A 13,807-nucleotide genomic window follows, 5' to 3' on the forward strand; every position below is an offset into this window, starting at 1 on the left:
TATGCATAAGCCCTGCGCCGTGATCCCGGTCTATAACCACGAAACCGCCGTGCCTGCGGTGGTCGATGCCCTGCTCGCGGCGGGCTTGCCGTGTGTACTGGTGGACGACGCCAGCAGCCCGGCCTGTTGCGCGGTGCTTGAACAACTGGCCGTGCGCGAACAGGTGTTTCTGATTCGCCTCGCGGTCAACCAGGGCAAAGGCGGGGCGGTCATGGCCGGGCTGCGCGAAGCCGCGCGACTGGGTTTCACCCATGCCCTGCAAGTGGACGCCGACGGCCAGCATGACCTGCGTGATGTCGCCACGTTCCTGCACGTCTCGCGGCACAACCCCGAGGCGCTGATTTGCGGTTATCCACAGTACGACGCCAGCGTGCCCAAGGGCCGTTTGTATGCACGCTACCTGACCCACGTCTGGGTCTGGATCAACAGCCTGTCGTTGCAGATCCCCGATTCAATGTGCGGCTTCCGGGTCTACCCGCTGACCCCGACCCTGGCGCTGATCAACAGCGTCAAGCTGGGCAAACGCATGGATTTCGACCCTGAAATCCTCGTGCGCCTGGCGTGGCGCAACCAACCGATGCGCTGGCTGCCGACCCGGGTCCACTACCCGCAGGACGGCCTCTCGCACTTTCGCCTGTTCCACGACAACGCGCTGATTTCCAGCATGCACACCAAGCTGTTTTTCGGCATGTTGCTGCGGTTGCCGAGCATTCTGTGGAGACGCTGCACAGCATGAGCGACCCTCAACAGCATTGGGCTGACCACAAGGAGCGCGGCAGTTTCCGGCTGATGAAGCTCACCGCATGGGGCGTCAAACTGCTGGGCCGTCGCGTGCTCGCGCCGGTGTTGTACGCCATCGTGCTGTACTTCTTTTTGTTTGGGGGGCGCGCGCGGCGCAGCATCTGGCAGTACCAGCAGCGCCTGGCCGACTGGAGCGGGCAAGCGGCGCTGCGCCCCACGCGCCGCCGCGTGTTCGCTCAATTCATGTGCTTTGCCGACGCCCTGCTCGACAAGCTCGACGTGTGGAACGGCAAGCTGAGCATCCACGACATCGACATCGTCGACCCGGCCCGCCTGCGCGATCAACTGCGGGGCGAACGCGGGCAAATGCTGGTGGGCGCGCACCTGGGCAACCTTGAGGTGTGCCGTGCCCTCGCTGAACTGGGCGAGCAAGTGACCATGAACGTGCTGGTGCACACCAAGCATGCCGAGCAATTCAATCGCCTGCTGGGCGAAGCGGGCGCCAGCCACCTGCGGCTGATTCAGGTCAGCGAACTCAACCCCGCGGTGATGCTGCAACTCAACCAGCGCCTCGAAAACGGCGAGTGGCTGGCCATTGCCGGGGACCGCGTGCCCCTGCATGGCGGGCGCAACGTGCAGGTCAATTTCCTCGGCCATCCGGCGGCGTTTGCGCAAGGCCCGTGGCTGTTGGCCGGGCTGCTCAAATGCCCGGTCAACCTGATGTTTTGCCTGAAACAGGCGGGCCGCTATCGCGTGATCCTCGAACCGTTCGCTGACGCCGTGCACTGGCGACGCAGCGACCGCGAACAAGTGATTGCCGACTGGACCGCCCGCTACGCCGAACGCCTGGGGCATTACTGCCTCCAGGCGCCGCACCAATGGTTTAACTTTTACCCATTCTGGAAGACCGATGACGACGCATCCGCATGAGCCAGTAACCTTCGGCCAAACCCCTTTGCGCATTGAAGACGTGCTGGCGCTGGCCAATCGTCAGGCGCCGACCCGGCTGCAAGACGACGCCGAGTACCGCGAGCGCATCGCCAAGGGCGCGCGTTTCCTCGACTCGCTGCTGGACAAAGAAGGCGTGATTTATGGCGTGACCACCGGTTATGGCGACTCGTGCGTGGTGGCGGTGCCGCTGGAGCACGTCGAAGCGCTGCCGCGTCACCTGTACACCTTCCACGGCTGCGGGCTGGGCAAATTGCTCGACGCCCAAGCGACCCGTGCCGTGCTGGCGGCGCGCTTGCAGTCGTTGTGCCACGGGGTGTCCGGGGTGCGCATCGAACTGCTGGAACGCCTGCACGCCTTTATCGCCCACGACATCCTGCCGCTGATCCCCGAAGAAGGCTCGGTGGGTGCCAGTGGCGACCTGACGCCGCTGTCCTACGTGGCCGCGACCTTATCCGGCGAGCGCGAAGTGCTGTTCAAGGGCGAGCAACGCTTTTCGGCCGACGTACACCGCGAACTGGGCTGGACGCCGCTGGTGCTGCGGCCCAAAGAAGCGCTGGCGCTGATGAACGGCACCGCCGTCATGACCGGGCTGGCGTGCCTGGCCTACGCCCGCGCCGATTACCTGCTCAAACTGGCCACGCGCATCACCGCGCTCAACGTGGTCGCACTGCAAGGCAACCCGGAGCACTTCGACGAGCGCCTGTTCGCCGCCAAGCCGCACCCCGGGCAGATGCAAGTCGCGGCGTGGATTCGTGAGGACCTGGCCATCGACGCCCCGGCCGCGCCGCTGCATCGCCTGCAAGACCGTTACTCGCTGCGGTGTGCGCCCCACGTGCTCGGCGTACTGGCCGACAGCCTGAACTGGCTGCGCGGGTTTATCGAGATCGAACTCAACAGCGCCAACGACAACCCGATCATCGACGCTGAAGAAGAGCGCGTGCTGCACGGCGGGCATTTCTACGGCGGGCACATCGCTTTTGCCATGGACAGCCTCAAGACCCTGGTGGCCAACGTTGCCGACCTGCTCGACCGCCAGCTCGCCCTGCTGGTGGACGTGCGTTACAACCACGGTTTGCCGAGCAACCTGTCGGGGGCCAGCGCCGAACGCGCCATGCTCAACCACGGGTTCAAAGCGGTGCAGATCGGCACCAGCGCCTGGACCGCCGAAGCACTGAAAAACACCCTGCCCGCCAGCGTGTTCTCGCGCTCTACCGAATGCCACAACCAGGACAAAGTGAGCATGGGCACCATCGCCGCCCGAGACGCGATCCGTGTGCTGGAGCTGACCGAACAGGTCGCCGCTGCCACCTTGCTGGCGGCCAATCAGGGCGTGTGGCTGCGCAGCCGCGCCGAAGACGCCCGCCCGCTGCCACCGGCGCTGGCCGCGATGCACGCCGAACTGGCCAAAGACTTCCCGCCGGTGGTCGAAGACCGCGCCCTGGAACGCGAACTGCGCCTGTGCCTGAGCCGCATCGCCCAACAACACTGGAGGCTGCATGCGTAGCAAAGGCGTGTTGCACGTAGATACCGAAGTGTTGGTGCCGTTTTTCGACATCGACACGATGCACGTGGTGTGGCACGGGCATTACGTCAAATACCTCGAAGTGGCGCGCTGTGCGCTGCTCGACCACATCGGCCACAACTACACCCGGATGCAGGAAGCGGGCTATGCGTGGCCGGTGATCGACCTGCAACTGCGTTACGTGCGCGGCGCCACGTTCGGCCAGCGCCTGAACGTGCGCGCCAACCTGGTGGAGTGGGAAAACCGTTTGAAGATCAGCTACCTGATTACGGACCTGGCCACGGGTGAGCGTTTGACCCGTGCGTGTACCGTGCAAGTGGCGGTCGAGATTGCCAGCCGCGAGATGCAACTGGCGTCGCCTCAATGCTTTATCGAGGCGGTTGAGAGCGTGTTGCCATGATGCTGCTGTTAAACGCCAAAGGCCCTCACCCTCGGGGTGAGGGCAAGCGCCGTACGCGCCTCTGCCTGCTGATCGCCGCCCTTATGGCTTTCTCGCCGCTGGCCCACGCCTTCGACCTGCAACAGCTCAGCGAACAACTGGCCAAGCCGCACGTCATCCACGGCGACTTCATCCAGGAAAAACACCTGCGCGCCCTGCCCAAACCCCTCACCAGCACCGGCACCTTCGTGCTGGCCAAAGACCACGGCCTGCTCTGGCAACTCAAAACGCCGTTGCAACAGGACTACCGCATCACCCCCCAGGGCATCGCCCGGCGTGACGGCACGCAGTGGCAGATGCTTCCCGGCAAAAGCGCTGGCGCGGAACAGAACCGCTTGTTCCTCGCGGTGTTGCAAGGCGACAGCAGTGGCCTGCAACGGGATTTCGACCTGCAACTGCAGGGCCAAGCCGATCACTGGAACCTGACCCTGACCCCGCGTTCGTTGCTGCTCAAACAGGTGTTCAAGCACATCGACATCGAAGGCGGCGCGCTGGTGCAACGCATCGAGCTGCACGAAACCCAGGGCGACAGCACGCTGCTGACGATGCACAACAGCATCAGCCATCAACCGTTGACGGCAGCGGAGCAACACGACTTTGCGCAGTGAACGCTGGTTGCCACGGGGCTTTTTGATCCTGTTGCTGGCCGTGCTCGCTGTGGCGGGCTGGCAGTGGCGCCAGGGCGCGCCCTTGTCGGCCAACCTGATGGCGCTGGTGCCCGGCGACGCCCCGGACGCGCTGCAATTGCGCGCCGAACAGCGCATGCAAGAGCCACTGAACCGCGAAATGTTGGTGCTGGTGGGCAGCGCGGATCGTCAGCAGGCCATCAACATGGCCCAGCAACTGGGGGAGCAATGGCAGGCCAGCGGCCTGTTTGAACAGGTGCAATGGAACCTGCAAGCCGATCTCCCGGCGCTGCGCGAACAATTGCTGCGCGGACGACTGGCGATGCTCTCAGCCGCCGACCGCGAACAGTTGATCGCGCACCCGGACGCTTTCATTGAGCAACGGGTTCAGGCGTTGTTCGACCCCTTCACCGGCTTCAGCCTGGTGCCCAGTCAAGACGATTGGCTGGGCCTGACCGGGCGCATACAGAACAGCCAGCCGCAGCGTGGCGCGGTGCAGTTGGACATCGGCAGCGGCGCGCTGATGGCCCATGCCGACGGCAAACAGTGGGTGCTGTTACGCGCCCGCACGCAAGGCAATGCGTTTGACCTGACCCTGCCCATGCAGGTCGCGGCCTTGCTGGAGCAGAGCCGGGCGCAGGCGGCCACGCAACAGGTCGAGCTGCTGGCCGCCAGCGGGTTACTGTACGCCGCCAGCGGTCAGCAACAAGCCAGCCGGGAAATCACCTGGGTCGGCGGCGGCGCCACGGTCGGTATTGTGCTGCTGTTGCTGCTCGCATTTCGCCGTTGGCGCGTGCTGCTGGCGTTCGTGCCGGTGCTGGTGGGCATGCTGTTCGGTGCCGTGGCCTGCGTGGCCTTTTTTGGCAGCATGCACGTGATGACGCTGGTGCTGGGCTCCAGCCTGATCGGCGTGGCGGTGGATTACCCGCTGCATTACTTGTCCAAAAGCTGGAGCCTGAAACCCTGGCGCAGCTGGCCCGCCCTGCGCCTGACGTTACCCGGCCTGAGCCTGAGCCTGGCCACCAGTTGCATCGGTTATCTGGCACTGGCCTTTACCCCGTTCCCGGCGCTGACCCAGATCGCCATTTTTTCCGCCGCCGGGTTGGTCGGGGCCTACCTGAGCGCCGTGTGCCTGTTGCCCGCCTTGCTCAATGGCGTGGTGCTGCGACCTGCGCAGTGGCCGTTGAACGTCGCCCAATTCTTGCTCAACGCCCGCCAAGCCTTGCTGAAAAAAGTCCCGACCCCGGCGCTGCTGGCGCTGCTGCTGATGTTCTGTGCGGCAGGGCTGTGGCAGTTGAACAGCAAAAACGACATCCGCCAGTGGGTCAGCGCACCGCCGCAGTTAATGACCCAAGCGCAAGCCATCGCCCGCATCACCGGGTATCAGCCCACCAGTCAGTTCTTTCTGGTGCGCGCCGACTCTGAGCAACAACTGCTGGAGCGCCAGGCCGCGCTCAGCGAACGGCTGGACGCGTTGATCGGCAAGGGCACGTTACAGGGCTATCTGGCGCTGAATCAGTTGGTCAGCCCGCCTCGCGAGCAACAGCGCTTACGGGCAGCGCTCAGTGCGTTGCCCCGGCATTGGCAACCGCTGCTGGCGCTGGGCGTGCCGCTTCCTGCGCTGCAACACGAACTGGCCCAGTTGCAAGCCCTGCCCGAGCAACGCATCGACGCTGCGCTGAACGGGCCGCTGGCCGAGCCGTGGCGCCTGTTGTGGCTGGGCCGTGACGCCGACGGCGTCGCCGCGATGGTCAGCCTGCAAGGGTTGAACGATGCCAGCCTGCTGCGCGAGCAAGCCCGGGATTTGCCCGGCGTCGAGCTGGTCGACCGCTTGGGGGACCTGAACACGGTGTTCGCCGCCACGCAAATCAGCGCCGCCGAACTCAAGCTGTTGTCCTGCGCCCTGATCGTGTTGTTGCTGATTGCACCGTTCGGGTTGGGCGGCGCCGTGCGCATTGTCGCCCTGCCGCTGCTGGCCGCGCTGTGCAGCCTCGCCAGCCTCGGTTGGCTGGGCCAGCCCCTGACGCTGTTCAGCCTGTTCGGCCTGTTGCTGGTGACAGCGATCAGCGTCGATTACGCGATTCTGATGCGCGAGCACATCGGCGGCGCGGCCGTCAGCTTGCTCGGCACATTGCTGGCGGCGCTGACCACCTGGTTGTCGTTTGGCTTGCTGGCCGTGTCCAGTACGCCCGCCGTGAGTAACTTTGGCCTGTCGGTGAGCCTGGGGCTGGCGTTCAGTTTCATCCTCGCGCCGTGGGCCGCACGTCAGGAGCCTACAGCGTGATGACCCTGGTGTTCTGGCTGCTGGCCTTGGCGCTGTTTGCGCTGGCGACCCGTGTAGGGCGCCAGTTTGGCGTGATCCCGATTGTCAGCCAGTTGCTGCTGGCCTCCATCGGTTTGCCGCTGCTGATGCTGCTGTGGATCGGGCCGCACTGGCACCTGAGCGGCGCGCAACTGGTCGCCCCGACCTGGCTCAAGGGCTTGTACAGCCTGAGTTTCGCCTTGTTGCTGGGGCACATTTTGAGCGACGTGATCGACCTGCGCCTCGACCGCCAAAGTGTAAAAATCGCCCTGCCCAGCTTTCTCGTACCGTTCGCCTGCGGACTGGCCTGCGCCGTGTGGCTGTTGCCCGAGCAACCCTGGCTGAGTTCGCTGGCCGTGGGGCTGGTGTTTGCCATCACCGCCATCCCGGTGCTGTACCTGTACCTGCGCCACATCGGTTATCCGCCCGCCGCTACCCGGCGGCTGGTGCACAGCGCGATCCTGATCGACCTCACGTGCTGGACCCTGTTCGGGCTGGCGCAAGGCAGCCTGGACCTCGCCAGTTTGCTGCTGCCGCTCGCCGGGGCCCTGTTGCCGCTGGCTGGGCGCCTCCTGCGGATTCGTCAGCCGTTGTGGTACAGCCTGAGCTTTTTTGCCGGGCTGGTGGTGGCCGAACATTACCGCCTCAATGCGCTGATTTTCGGGGTCGGCTATCTGTTGTGCATGGCCGCGCTCAAGGTGCCGCTGGTGATGCCGTTAAACGCTGTCTGGGCTGAACGTTTACACACCTGGCTGGCGATCCCGCTGATCCTCACATTTGGCATTGTGCAGATCAACGTCCACAGCGCTTTGAGTGACATCAGCCCGCTGCAAATGAGCGCGCTGTTGCTGTTGCCGGTGGTGAGCAAAGTGCTGGGCAACTGGCTGGGCCTGAGCTGGGCCACGCCGTCGTTTGCCGGTGCCAGCCGCTGGCGTGAAAGCCTGTTACTGAACATTCGCGGGTTGAGCGAGATCGTGTTCCTCAACCTGTTGTTGCAACAACAGCTCATCAGCCCCGCGCTGTACTTCGCGCTGATGCTGATGGGCCTGATCGCCACGCTGTTACCGGCGCTGGCGGGTATGAACAAAACCCCGTTGAAGTCTGCCGTAGTCCCCGGCAAGGAGCCCTTGTGTCAGTAGTAGAAATGGAACGTCGTCAGGTGGTGGTGATTGGTGCCGGGCCGTCCGGCGCGATCGCGTCGGCCTTGCTCAAACGCAACGGTCACGATGTGTTGATCGTCGAGCGCCAGCACTTCCCGCGTTTCTCCATCGGCGAAAGCCTGTTGTCGCATTGCATCGATTTCATCGAAGAAGCCGGCATGCTGGACGCCGTACAAGCCGCGGGTTTCCAGTTGAAAAACGGCGCGGCCTTCGCCTGGGGCGATCACGTCAGCGCGTTCGACTTTGGCGACACGTTCAGCAACGGCAAACCCACCACCTTTCAGGTACAGCGCGCCGATTTCGACAAACTGCTGGCCGACCAGGCCGCGCTGCAAGGGGTTGAGATCCGCTACGGCCACACCGTGATCGCCACTGACATTGAGCGGGCCAAACCGCGGCTGGAGATCGAGCGCGAAGACGGCAGCCGCTATCAGGTCGAAACCGATTTTATCCTCGACGCCAGCGGCTATGGCCGCGTGCTGCCGCGCCTGCTTGACCTGGAAGCACCGTCGAATTTCCCGGTGCGTCAGGCGGTGTTCACCCACGTCGAAGACCGCATCGCGTGCGACGGTTTTGATCGCAACAAAATCCTCGTCACCACCCACCCGACCCAACGCGACATCTGGTTCTGGAGCATCCCGTTCAGCAATGGCCGCTGCTCGGTGGGCGTGGTCGCGGCGGCGGAGCATTTCGCAGGCCGCAGCGAAGACCTCGACGAGCGCCTGCGCAGCTTTATCGACGAGACCCCGAGCCTGCAACGGGTGCTGGCCAACGCCGTGTGGGACACCCCGGCGCGCACCCTCAGCGGGTACTCGGCCAACGTCAAAACCCTGCACGGCCCGGGCTTTGCGCTGTTGGGCAACGCCGCCGAATTCCTCGACCCGGTGTTTTCTTCGGGCGTGACCATTGCCATGCGCTCAGCGAGCATGGCCGCCGCCGTGTTGCACCGCCAGTTGCAAGGCGAAGCCGTGGACTGGCAAACCGAGTTCGCCGACCCGCTCAAACGCGGTGTCGACACCTTCCGCTGCTACGTCGAAGGCTGGTACGCCGGCACCTTCCAGGACGTAATTTTCCACCCCGGCAGCTCGCCACAGATTCGCCGCATGATCAGCTCGATTCTGGCGGGCTACGCCTGGGATGAACGCAACCCTTTTGTCAGCGAACCCAAGCGCCGGTTGCGCATGCTGTCCGATATCTGCGCCACGGAGCCCGCATGAAACCTCTGAGCGACACCTACGTTGAAGAAACCCGTTTCGGCTTTTGGTTTTTGCGCAGCCACACGTGGCAGCACCACGTGTTGCGCGTGGCCATCAACGACCTGCGCAGCCTGTTCAGCGACCCGCTGCCTGCCGCGCCGGTGCTGCTGGACGCCGGGTGCGGGCAGGGCAAGTCGTTCCAGTACCTGCACCGGACGTTCGCCCCAGGCCGTCTGATCGGTCTGGATGCCGACCCGCTGAGCCTTGAGATGAGCCGCGAAGAAGCCAGGCGCCAGGGGCTCGACATCGAACTGATCGGCAGCGACTGTGCCGAACTCGACATGCCCGATGCCAGCGTCGACCTGCTGTTCTGTCACCAGACGTTTCACCACCTGGTGCAGCAGGACCGCGCACTGGCCGAGTTTTACCGGGTGCTCAAGCCGGGCGGTTACTTGCTGTTTGCCGAGTCCACCGAAGCCTACATCGACACCTGGGTCATCCGCTGGCTGTTCCGCCACCCGATGCACGTGCAAAAAAGCGCCGCGCAATACCTCGAGATGATCCGCGACCAAGGGTTTGAGTTTGACGCGCGCAACGTGTCGTACCCGTACCTGTGGTGGAGCCGTTCCAAGGATTTCGGGCTGCTGGAGCGCATGGGCCTGCGCCGCCCAAAACCGGTGGGCCAGCGCGAAGAAACCCTGGTCAACGTCGTGGCGCGCAAGCCCCTGCAAGGCGCCTCGGCATGATGCGTGCCGACGTGACCATTGCGCGCTCGGCTCGCAGCCGGGGGATGCTGGCGCTCTTGACGTGCCTGTTGCTGTTGCTCACCGGGTGCAGCGCCCTGCCGCTGCCCCGTCAGACACCGACCCTGGCGCTGCCGATGCAGCTGCATGTGCAGCGCCAGCAAGCCGATCAGCGTCAAGACTGGCTGCTGGTGATCCAGCAGGAAGACGCCGGGCTGCGCTGGTCGTTGATGGACCCGCTGGGGATTCCGCTGGCGCGCCAGTTGCTCAAGGACAACCGCTGGCACGCCGACGGCTTGCTGGCGCCCAACCCTGAGGCCCGCGAGCTGTTCGCCGCGCTGCTGTTTGCGCTGACCCCGGCCGACGAATTGAAACGTAATTATCCACAGGCCAAATCCATGTCCACTGTGCGCGTGTTGCCCCACCGCTGGATGATTCAGTACGAGCAGACGCAGGCGTTTCGTATCAATACCCAAGGCGATGTGTATTACGACATCAGCCCGCTGGATGGCGAGGCCAGCCGATGACCGCCTACCTGAATGCCTTGGGTGTTGTGTGCGCGCTGGGCCGGGGCCAGGACGAAGTGGCGCGCAACCTGTTTGCCGGTGATTGCAGCGGCATGCAGCGAGAAAGTGGCTGGGTGCCGGAACGCTCGCTGACCGTGGGCGCGGTGCGCGGCGCGCTGGCGTCGATCCCGAGCGGGCTCAATCAGCAAAGCAGTCGCAATAACCAATTGTTGCTCGAAGCCGCCTTGCAGATTGAAGACGACCTCCGGCAGGCGATTGACACCTACGGCGCTGACCGCGTGGCCATCGTGCTGGGCACCAGCACCTCGGGCATCGACGAAGCCAGCCGTGGCATCGCCCACTACCTGCAAACGCAGCACTTCCCCGGCGACTACGACTACCAGCAGCAAGAACTCAGCGCCCCGGCGACCTTTTTGGCCGAGTGGCTGAACATCAGCGGCCCGGCCTACGTGATTTCCACCGCCTGCACCTCCAGCGCGCGCGCCCTGATGAGCGCCCAGCGCCTGCTGGACATGAACCTGTGCGACGTGGTGCTGTGCGGCGGTGTCGACAGCCTGTGCGCGCTGACCCTCAACGGGTTCTGCTCGCTCGAAGCGGTGGCCGATGAACGCTGCAACCCGTTTTCAATCAACCGGCGCGGCATCAACATCGGTGAAGCCGCCGTGCTGTTCGTGATGAGCAAGCAACCGGCGACCACTCACGCCATCGCCCTGCTGGGCGCGGGCGCCAGTTCTGACGCGCACCATATTTCCGCCCCCGAACCCTCCGGGCGCGGCGCCGTGCAGGCCATGCACACGGCCTTGAGCCGGGCGCAATTGCAGCCGCACCAGATCGCCTACCTGAACCTGCACGGCACCGCCACCCAGCACAACGACGCCATGGAAAGCCAGGCCGTGGCGCAGGTGTTCCCGGACGGCGTGCCGTGCTCCTCGACCAAACCCATGACTGGCCACACCCTGGGCGCGGCCGGTGCGCTGGAAGCTGCTTTTTGCTGGCTGAGCCTTGAGCGCAATGCGCTGGCGCCGCACGTGTGGGACGCCCAACCCGACCCGGCGTTGCCCGCCCTGCACTGGGTGACGCCCGGCCAACCCCTGACCACGACCGCTGAGCGCTGCCTGATGAGCAATTCGTTTGCCTTCGGCGGCAATAACGTCAGCCTGATTATCGGAGACGCCCCATGATCGATTGGCCGCTCGCCGAATTACTGCCCCACGCCGGTGACATGATCCTCATCGATCAGGTGCTGGCGTTTGATGAAGAACAAATCCACACCCGCCTCACGGTGCGCGCGGGCGGTTTGTTCAACCGTGAAGACGGCAGCCTGCCCGCCTGGGTCGGTGTCGAACTGATGGCGCAAAGCGTGGCCGCCTACGCCGGTTGCCGTGCGCGCCTGCTGGGCGACCCGGTGGTGCTGGGCTTTTTGCTCGGCACGCGCAAATTTGAATGCAACGTTGAACACTTCCCAGCGGGCACCGAGCTGCACATCCACGCGCTGCGCTCGCTGGAAGACGACAACGGCATGGGCGTGTTCGAGTGCCACCTCACCGGCCCCGGCATCCATGCCACCGCCCGCCTGAACGTGTTCCGCCCGCCTCAGGCCGATCATTACCTTGCTCAACCCACTTCGGAGACCCGCCATGTCTGAGTCCATTTTGGTCACTGGCTCCAGCCGTGGCATCGGCCGCGCCATCGCCCTGCGTCTGGCGCAGGCCGGTTTCGACCTGGTGCTGCATTGCCGCAGCGGCAGGCCGCAAGCCGATGCCGTGATGGCCGAGGTTCACGCCCTGGGCCGCAGCGCCCGCGTGCTGCAATTTGATGTGTCGGACCGCGCCGCCTGCAAGGCCGCACTCGACACCGACGTCGAGACCCACGGCGCCTATTACGGCGTGGTGCTCAACGCCGGGCTGACCCGTGACGGCGCGTTCCCCGCGCTCAGCGAAGACGACTGGGACGTGGTGATGCGCACCAACCTCGACGGTTTTTACAACGTGTTGCACCCGGTGATGATGCCCATGATCCGCCGCCGCGCCGCCGGGCGCATTGTGTGCATCACTTCGGTGTCGGGGCTGATCGGCAATCGCGGGCAGGTCAATTACAGCGCCTCCAAGGCCGGGCTGATCGGCGCCGCCAAGGCCCTGGCCATTGAGCTGGGCAAACGCAAGATCACCGTCAACTGCGTCGCGCCGGGTTTGATCGACACCGCCATGCTTGACGAAAACGTCCCCGTTGAAGAATTGATGAAAATGATCCCCGCGCAACGCATGGGCACCCCGGAAGAAGTCGCAGGCGCGGTCAACTTTTTGATGTCCGCCGAGGCGGGCTATATCACCCGCCAGGTGCTGGCCGTCAACGGAGGCTTGTGCTGATGAAACGCGTTGTCGTCACCGGCATGGCCGGCATCACCTCGCTGGGCAGCGACTGGGCCAGCATCGAAGCCAACTTCATGGCCGGGCACAGCGGCATTCGGCGCATGGACGAGTGGGACCGGTTCACTGAACTTAACACCCGCCTGGCCGGGCCCATCGATGACTTTGCGGTGCCCGCGCATTGGACCCGCAAGCAGCTGCGCAGCATGGGCCGCGTGTCGCGGCTGGCCGTGGGCGCCGCCGAGCAGGCGTTGCAAGACGCCGGTTTGCTGGGCAACCCGATCATCCGCGACGGGCGCATGGGTGTGGCGTGCGGGTCGTCCACCGGCAGCACGGACGAGATCAAAGCGTTCGGCAACATGCTGCTCAACTCCGTGGCCGAAGGCCTGAACGCCAACAGCTACGTGCGCATGATGCCGCACACCACGGCGGCCAATATCAGCATCTTTTTTGGCCTCACCGGGCGCCTGATCCCGACCTCCAGCGCCTGCACCAGCGGCAGTCAGGGCATCGGCTACGCCTACGAGGCGATCAAGTTCGGGCGCTTGCCCCTGATGCTCGCCGGCGGCGCCGAAGAGCTGTGCCCGACCGAAGCCATGGTGTTCGACGCCCTGTACGCCACCAGCCTGAAAAACGACGCCCCCCAGACCAGCCCGCGCCCTTACGACAATGGCCGTGACGGGCTGGTGATCGGTGAAGGCGGCGGCATGCTGGTGCTCGAAGAACTGGAACACGCACAGGCGCGAGGCGCGCACATCCATGCCGAAATCGTCGGTTTTGGCAGCAACGCCGACGGCCAGCACACCACGCGCCCGGAGGTCAGCACCATGCGCCGGGCGATGGAGCTGGCGCTCGAAGACGCCGGCCTTGAGCCCCGGGCCATCGGCTACGTGAACGGCCACGGCACCGCCACCGAGCAGGGCGACATTGCCGAAACCCTGGCCACCCATGCGCTGTTCGGGGCGCGCATGCCCATCAGTTCGCAAAAAAGCTTTTTGGGCCACACCCTCGGCGCCTGTGGGGCGCTGGAGTCCTGGTTCAGCATCGAAATGATGAACCGCGACCGCTACGTGCCAACGCTCAATCTGGACCACATCGACCCGCGGTGTGGCGAGCTGGACTACCTGCGCGACGAGTTTCGCCCGATGCACAACGAGTACGTGATGAACAACAACTTTGCGTTCGGCGGGGTCAACACGTCGTTGATCTTCCGTCGCTGGGCGTGAACCCGCTG

General features: G+C 64.7%; 14 protein-coding genes. All 14 read left to right on the forward strand.

The window, feature by feature from the left end; translation table 11 throughout:
• Nucleotide 1: 1 nt before the first annotated feature.
• Nucleotides 2-736 (forward strand): glycosyltransferase family 2 protein, encoded by a 735-nt coding sequence (locus TU74_RS18535; protein ID WP_047273029.1) that lies wholly within the window; start codon nucleotides 2-4, stop codon nucleotides 734-736.
• Nucleotides 733-1,671, forward strand: a complete 939-nt coding sequence (locus tag TU74_RS18540; RefSeq protein ID WP_047291505.1) for an LpxL/LpxP family acyltransferase — start codon at nucleotides 733-735, stop codon at nucleotides 1,669-1,671. The genes TU74_RS18535 and TU74_RS18540 overlap by 4 nt, the downstream gene beginning before the upstream one ends.
• Nucleotides 1,652-3,196: an HAL/PAL/TAL family ammonia-lyase gene (locus TU74_RS18545; protein WP_048377304.1), complete on the forward strand. Its 1,545-nt coding sequence runs from the start codon at nucleotides 1,652-1,654 to the stop codon at nucleotides 3,194-3,196. Before TU74_RS18540 ends, TU74_RS18545 begins: the two co-directional genes overlap by 20 nt.
• Entirely contained in the window at nucleotides 3,189-3,614 is a 426-nt protein-coding gene (locus TU74_RS18550) for an acyl-CoA thioesterase (RefSeq protein ID WP_047273026.1), read from the forward strand. Before TU74_RS18545 ends, TU74_RS18550 begins: the two co-directional genes overlap by 8 nt.
• Before the next feature lie 83 nt (nucleotides 3,615-3,697).
• Nucleotides 3,698-4,261: an outer membrane lipoprotein carrier protein LolA gene (locus TU74_RS18555; protein WP_047273056.1), complete on the forward strand. Its 564-nt coding sequence runs from the start codon at nucleotides 3,698-3,700 to the stop codon at nucleotides 4,259-4,261.
• The gene (locus TU74_RS18560; RefSeq protein ID WP_048377305.1) at nucleotides 4,251-6,563 is read left to right on the forward strand and encodes an MMPL family transporter; all 2,313 of its coding nucleotides are present in this window, start codon (nucleotides 4,251-4,253) and stop codon (nucleotides 6,561-6,563) included. The genes TU74_RS18555 and TU74_RS18560 overlap by 11 nt, the downstream gene beginning before the upstream one ends.
• On the forward strand, nucleotides 6,560-7,720 hold the full coding sequence (locus TU74_RS18565) for a hypothetical protein (protein ID WP_047291501.1): 1,161 nt from the start codon (nucleotides 6,560-6,562) through the stop codon (nucleotides 7,718-7,720). Before TU74_RS18560 ends, TU74_RS18565 begins: the two co-directional genes overlap by 4 nt.
• Nucleotides 7,711-8,958, forward strand: coding sequence for an NAD(P)/FAD-dependent oxidoreductase (locus tag TU74_RS18570; protein WP_088500214.1), 1,248 nt, complete (start codon nucleotides 7,711-7,713; stop codon nucleotides 8,956-8,958). Before TU74_RS18565 ends, TU74_RS18570 begins: the two co-directional genes overlap by 10 nt.
• Nucleotides 8,955-9,683 (forward strand): class I SAM-dependent methyltransferase, encoded by a 729-nt coding sequence (locus tag TU74_RS18575; RefSeq protein WP_047291499.1) that lies wholly within the window; start codon nucleotides 8,955-8,957, stop codon nucleotides 9,681-9,683. Before TU74_RS18570 ends, TU74_RS18575 begins: the two co-directional genes overlap by 4 nt.
• Nucleotides 9,680-10,207 carry a DUF3261 domain-containing protein gene (locus tag TU74_RS18580; protein WP_082149898.1) on the forward strand — a complete coding sequence of 176 codons (528 nt, stop codon included), beginning with the start codon at nucleotides 9,680-9,682 and terminating at the stop codon, nucleotides 10,205-10,207. Before TU74_RS18575 ends, TU74_RS18580 begins: the two co-directional genes overlap by 4 nt.
• Complete coding sequence (locus TU74_RS18585; RefSeq protein ID WP_048377306.1) at nucleotides 10,204-11,388, forward strand: beta-ketoacyl-[acyl-carrier-protein] synthase family protein; 1,185 nt, start codon at nucleotides 10,204-10,206, stop codon at nucleotides 11,386-11,388. Before TU74_RS18580 ends, TU74_RS18585 begins: the two co-directional genes overlap by 4 nt.
• Nucleotides 11,385-11,852, forward strand: a complete 468-nt coding sequence (locus tag TU74_RS18590) for a hotdog family protein (protein WP_047273020.1) — start codon at nucleotides 11,385-11,387, stop codon at nucleotides 11,850-11,852. The genes TU74_RS18585 and TU74_RS18590 overlap by 4 nt, the downstream gene beginning before the upstream one ends.
• On the forward strand, nucleotides 11,845-12,573 hold the full coding sequence (fabG, locus tag TU74_RS18595) for a 3-oxoacyl-ACP reductase FabG (RefSeq protein WP_048377307.1): 729 nt from the start codon (nucleotides 11,845-11,847) through the stop codon (nucleotides 12,571-12,573). The genes TU74_RS18590 and fabG overlap by 8 nt, the downstream gene beginning before the upstream one ends.
• Nucleotides 12,573-13,799 (forward strand): beta-ketoacyl-ACP synthase, encoded by a 1,227-nt coding sequence (locus TU74_RS18600; RefSeq protein WP_048377308.1) that lies wholly within the window; start codon nucleotides 12,573-12,575, stop codon nucleotides 13,797-13,799. Before fabG ends, TU74_RS18600 begins: the two co-directional genes overlap by 1 nt.
• Nucleotides 13,800-13,807 lie beyond the last annotated feature (8 nt).

It is taken from the genome of Pseudomonas lundensis (genome assembly GCF_001042985.1).
Lineage (GTDB): Bacteria > Pseudomonadota > Gammaproteobacteria > Pseudomonadales > Pseudomonadaceae > Aquipseudomonas > Aquipseudomonas lundensis.

Coding starts and splice junctions, on each gene's coding strand:
- TU74_RS18540 (WP_047291505.1), top strand. CDS start 733: ATGAGCGACCCTCAACAGCATTGGGCTGACCACAAGGAGCGCGGCAGT.
- TU74_RS18590 (WP_047273020.1), top strand. CDS start 11,385: ATGATCGATTGGCCGCTCGCCGAATTACTGCCCCACGCCGGTGACATG.
- TU74_RS18585 (WP_048377306.1), top strand. CDS start 10,204: ATGACCGCCTACCTGAATGCCTTGGGTGTTGTGTGCGCGCTGGGCCGG.
- TU74_RS18555 (WP_047273056.1), top strand. CDS start 3,698: ATGGCTTTCTCGCCGCTGGCCCACGCCTTCGACCTGCAACAGCTCAGC.
- fabG (WP_048377307.1), top strand. CDS start 11,845: ATGTCTGAGTCCATTTTGGTCACTGGCTCCAGCCGTGGCATCGGCCGC.
- TU74_RS18600 (WP_048377308.1), top strand. CDS start 12,573: ATGAAACGCGTTGTCGTCACCGGCATGGCCGGCATCACCTCGCTGGGC.
- TU74_RS18580 (WP_082149898.1), top strand. CDS start 9,680: ATGATGCGTGCCGACGTGACCATTGCGCGCTCGGCTCGCAGCCGGGGG.
- TU74_RS18575 (WP_047291499.1), top strand. CDS start 8,955: ATGAAACCTCTGAGCGACACCTACGTTGAAGAAACCCGTTTCGGCTTT.
- TU74_RS18535 (WP_047273029.1), top strand. CDS start 2: ATGCATAAGCCCTGCGCCGTGATCCCGGTCTATAACCACGAAACCGCC.
- TU74_RS18550 (WP_047273026.1), top strand. CDS start 3,189: ATGCGTAGCAAAGGCGTGTTGCACGTAGATACCGAAGTGTTGGTGCCG.
- TU74_RS18545 (WP_048377304.1), top strand. CDS start 1,652: ATGACGACGCATCCGCATGAGCCAGTAACCTTCGGCCAAACCCCTTTG.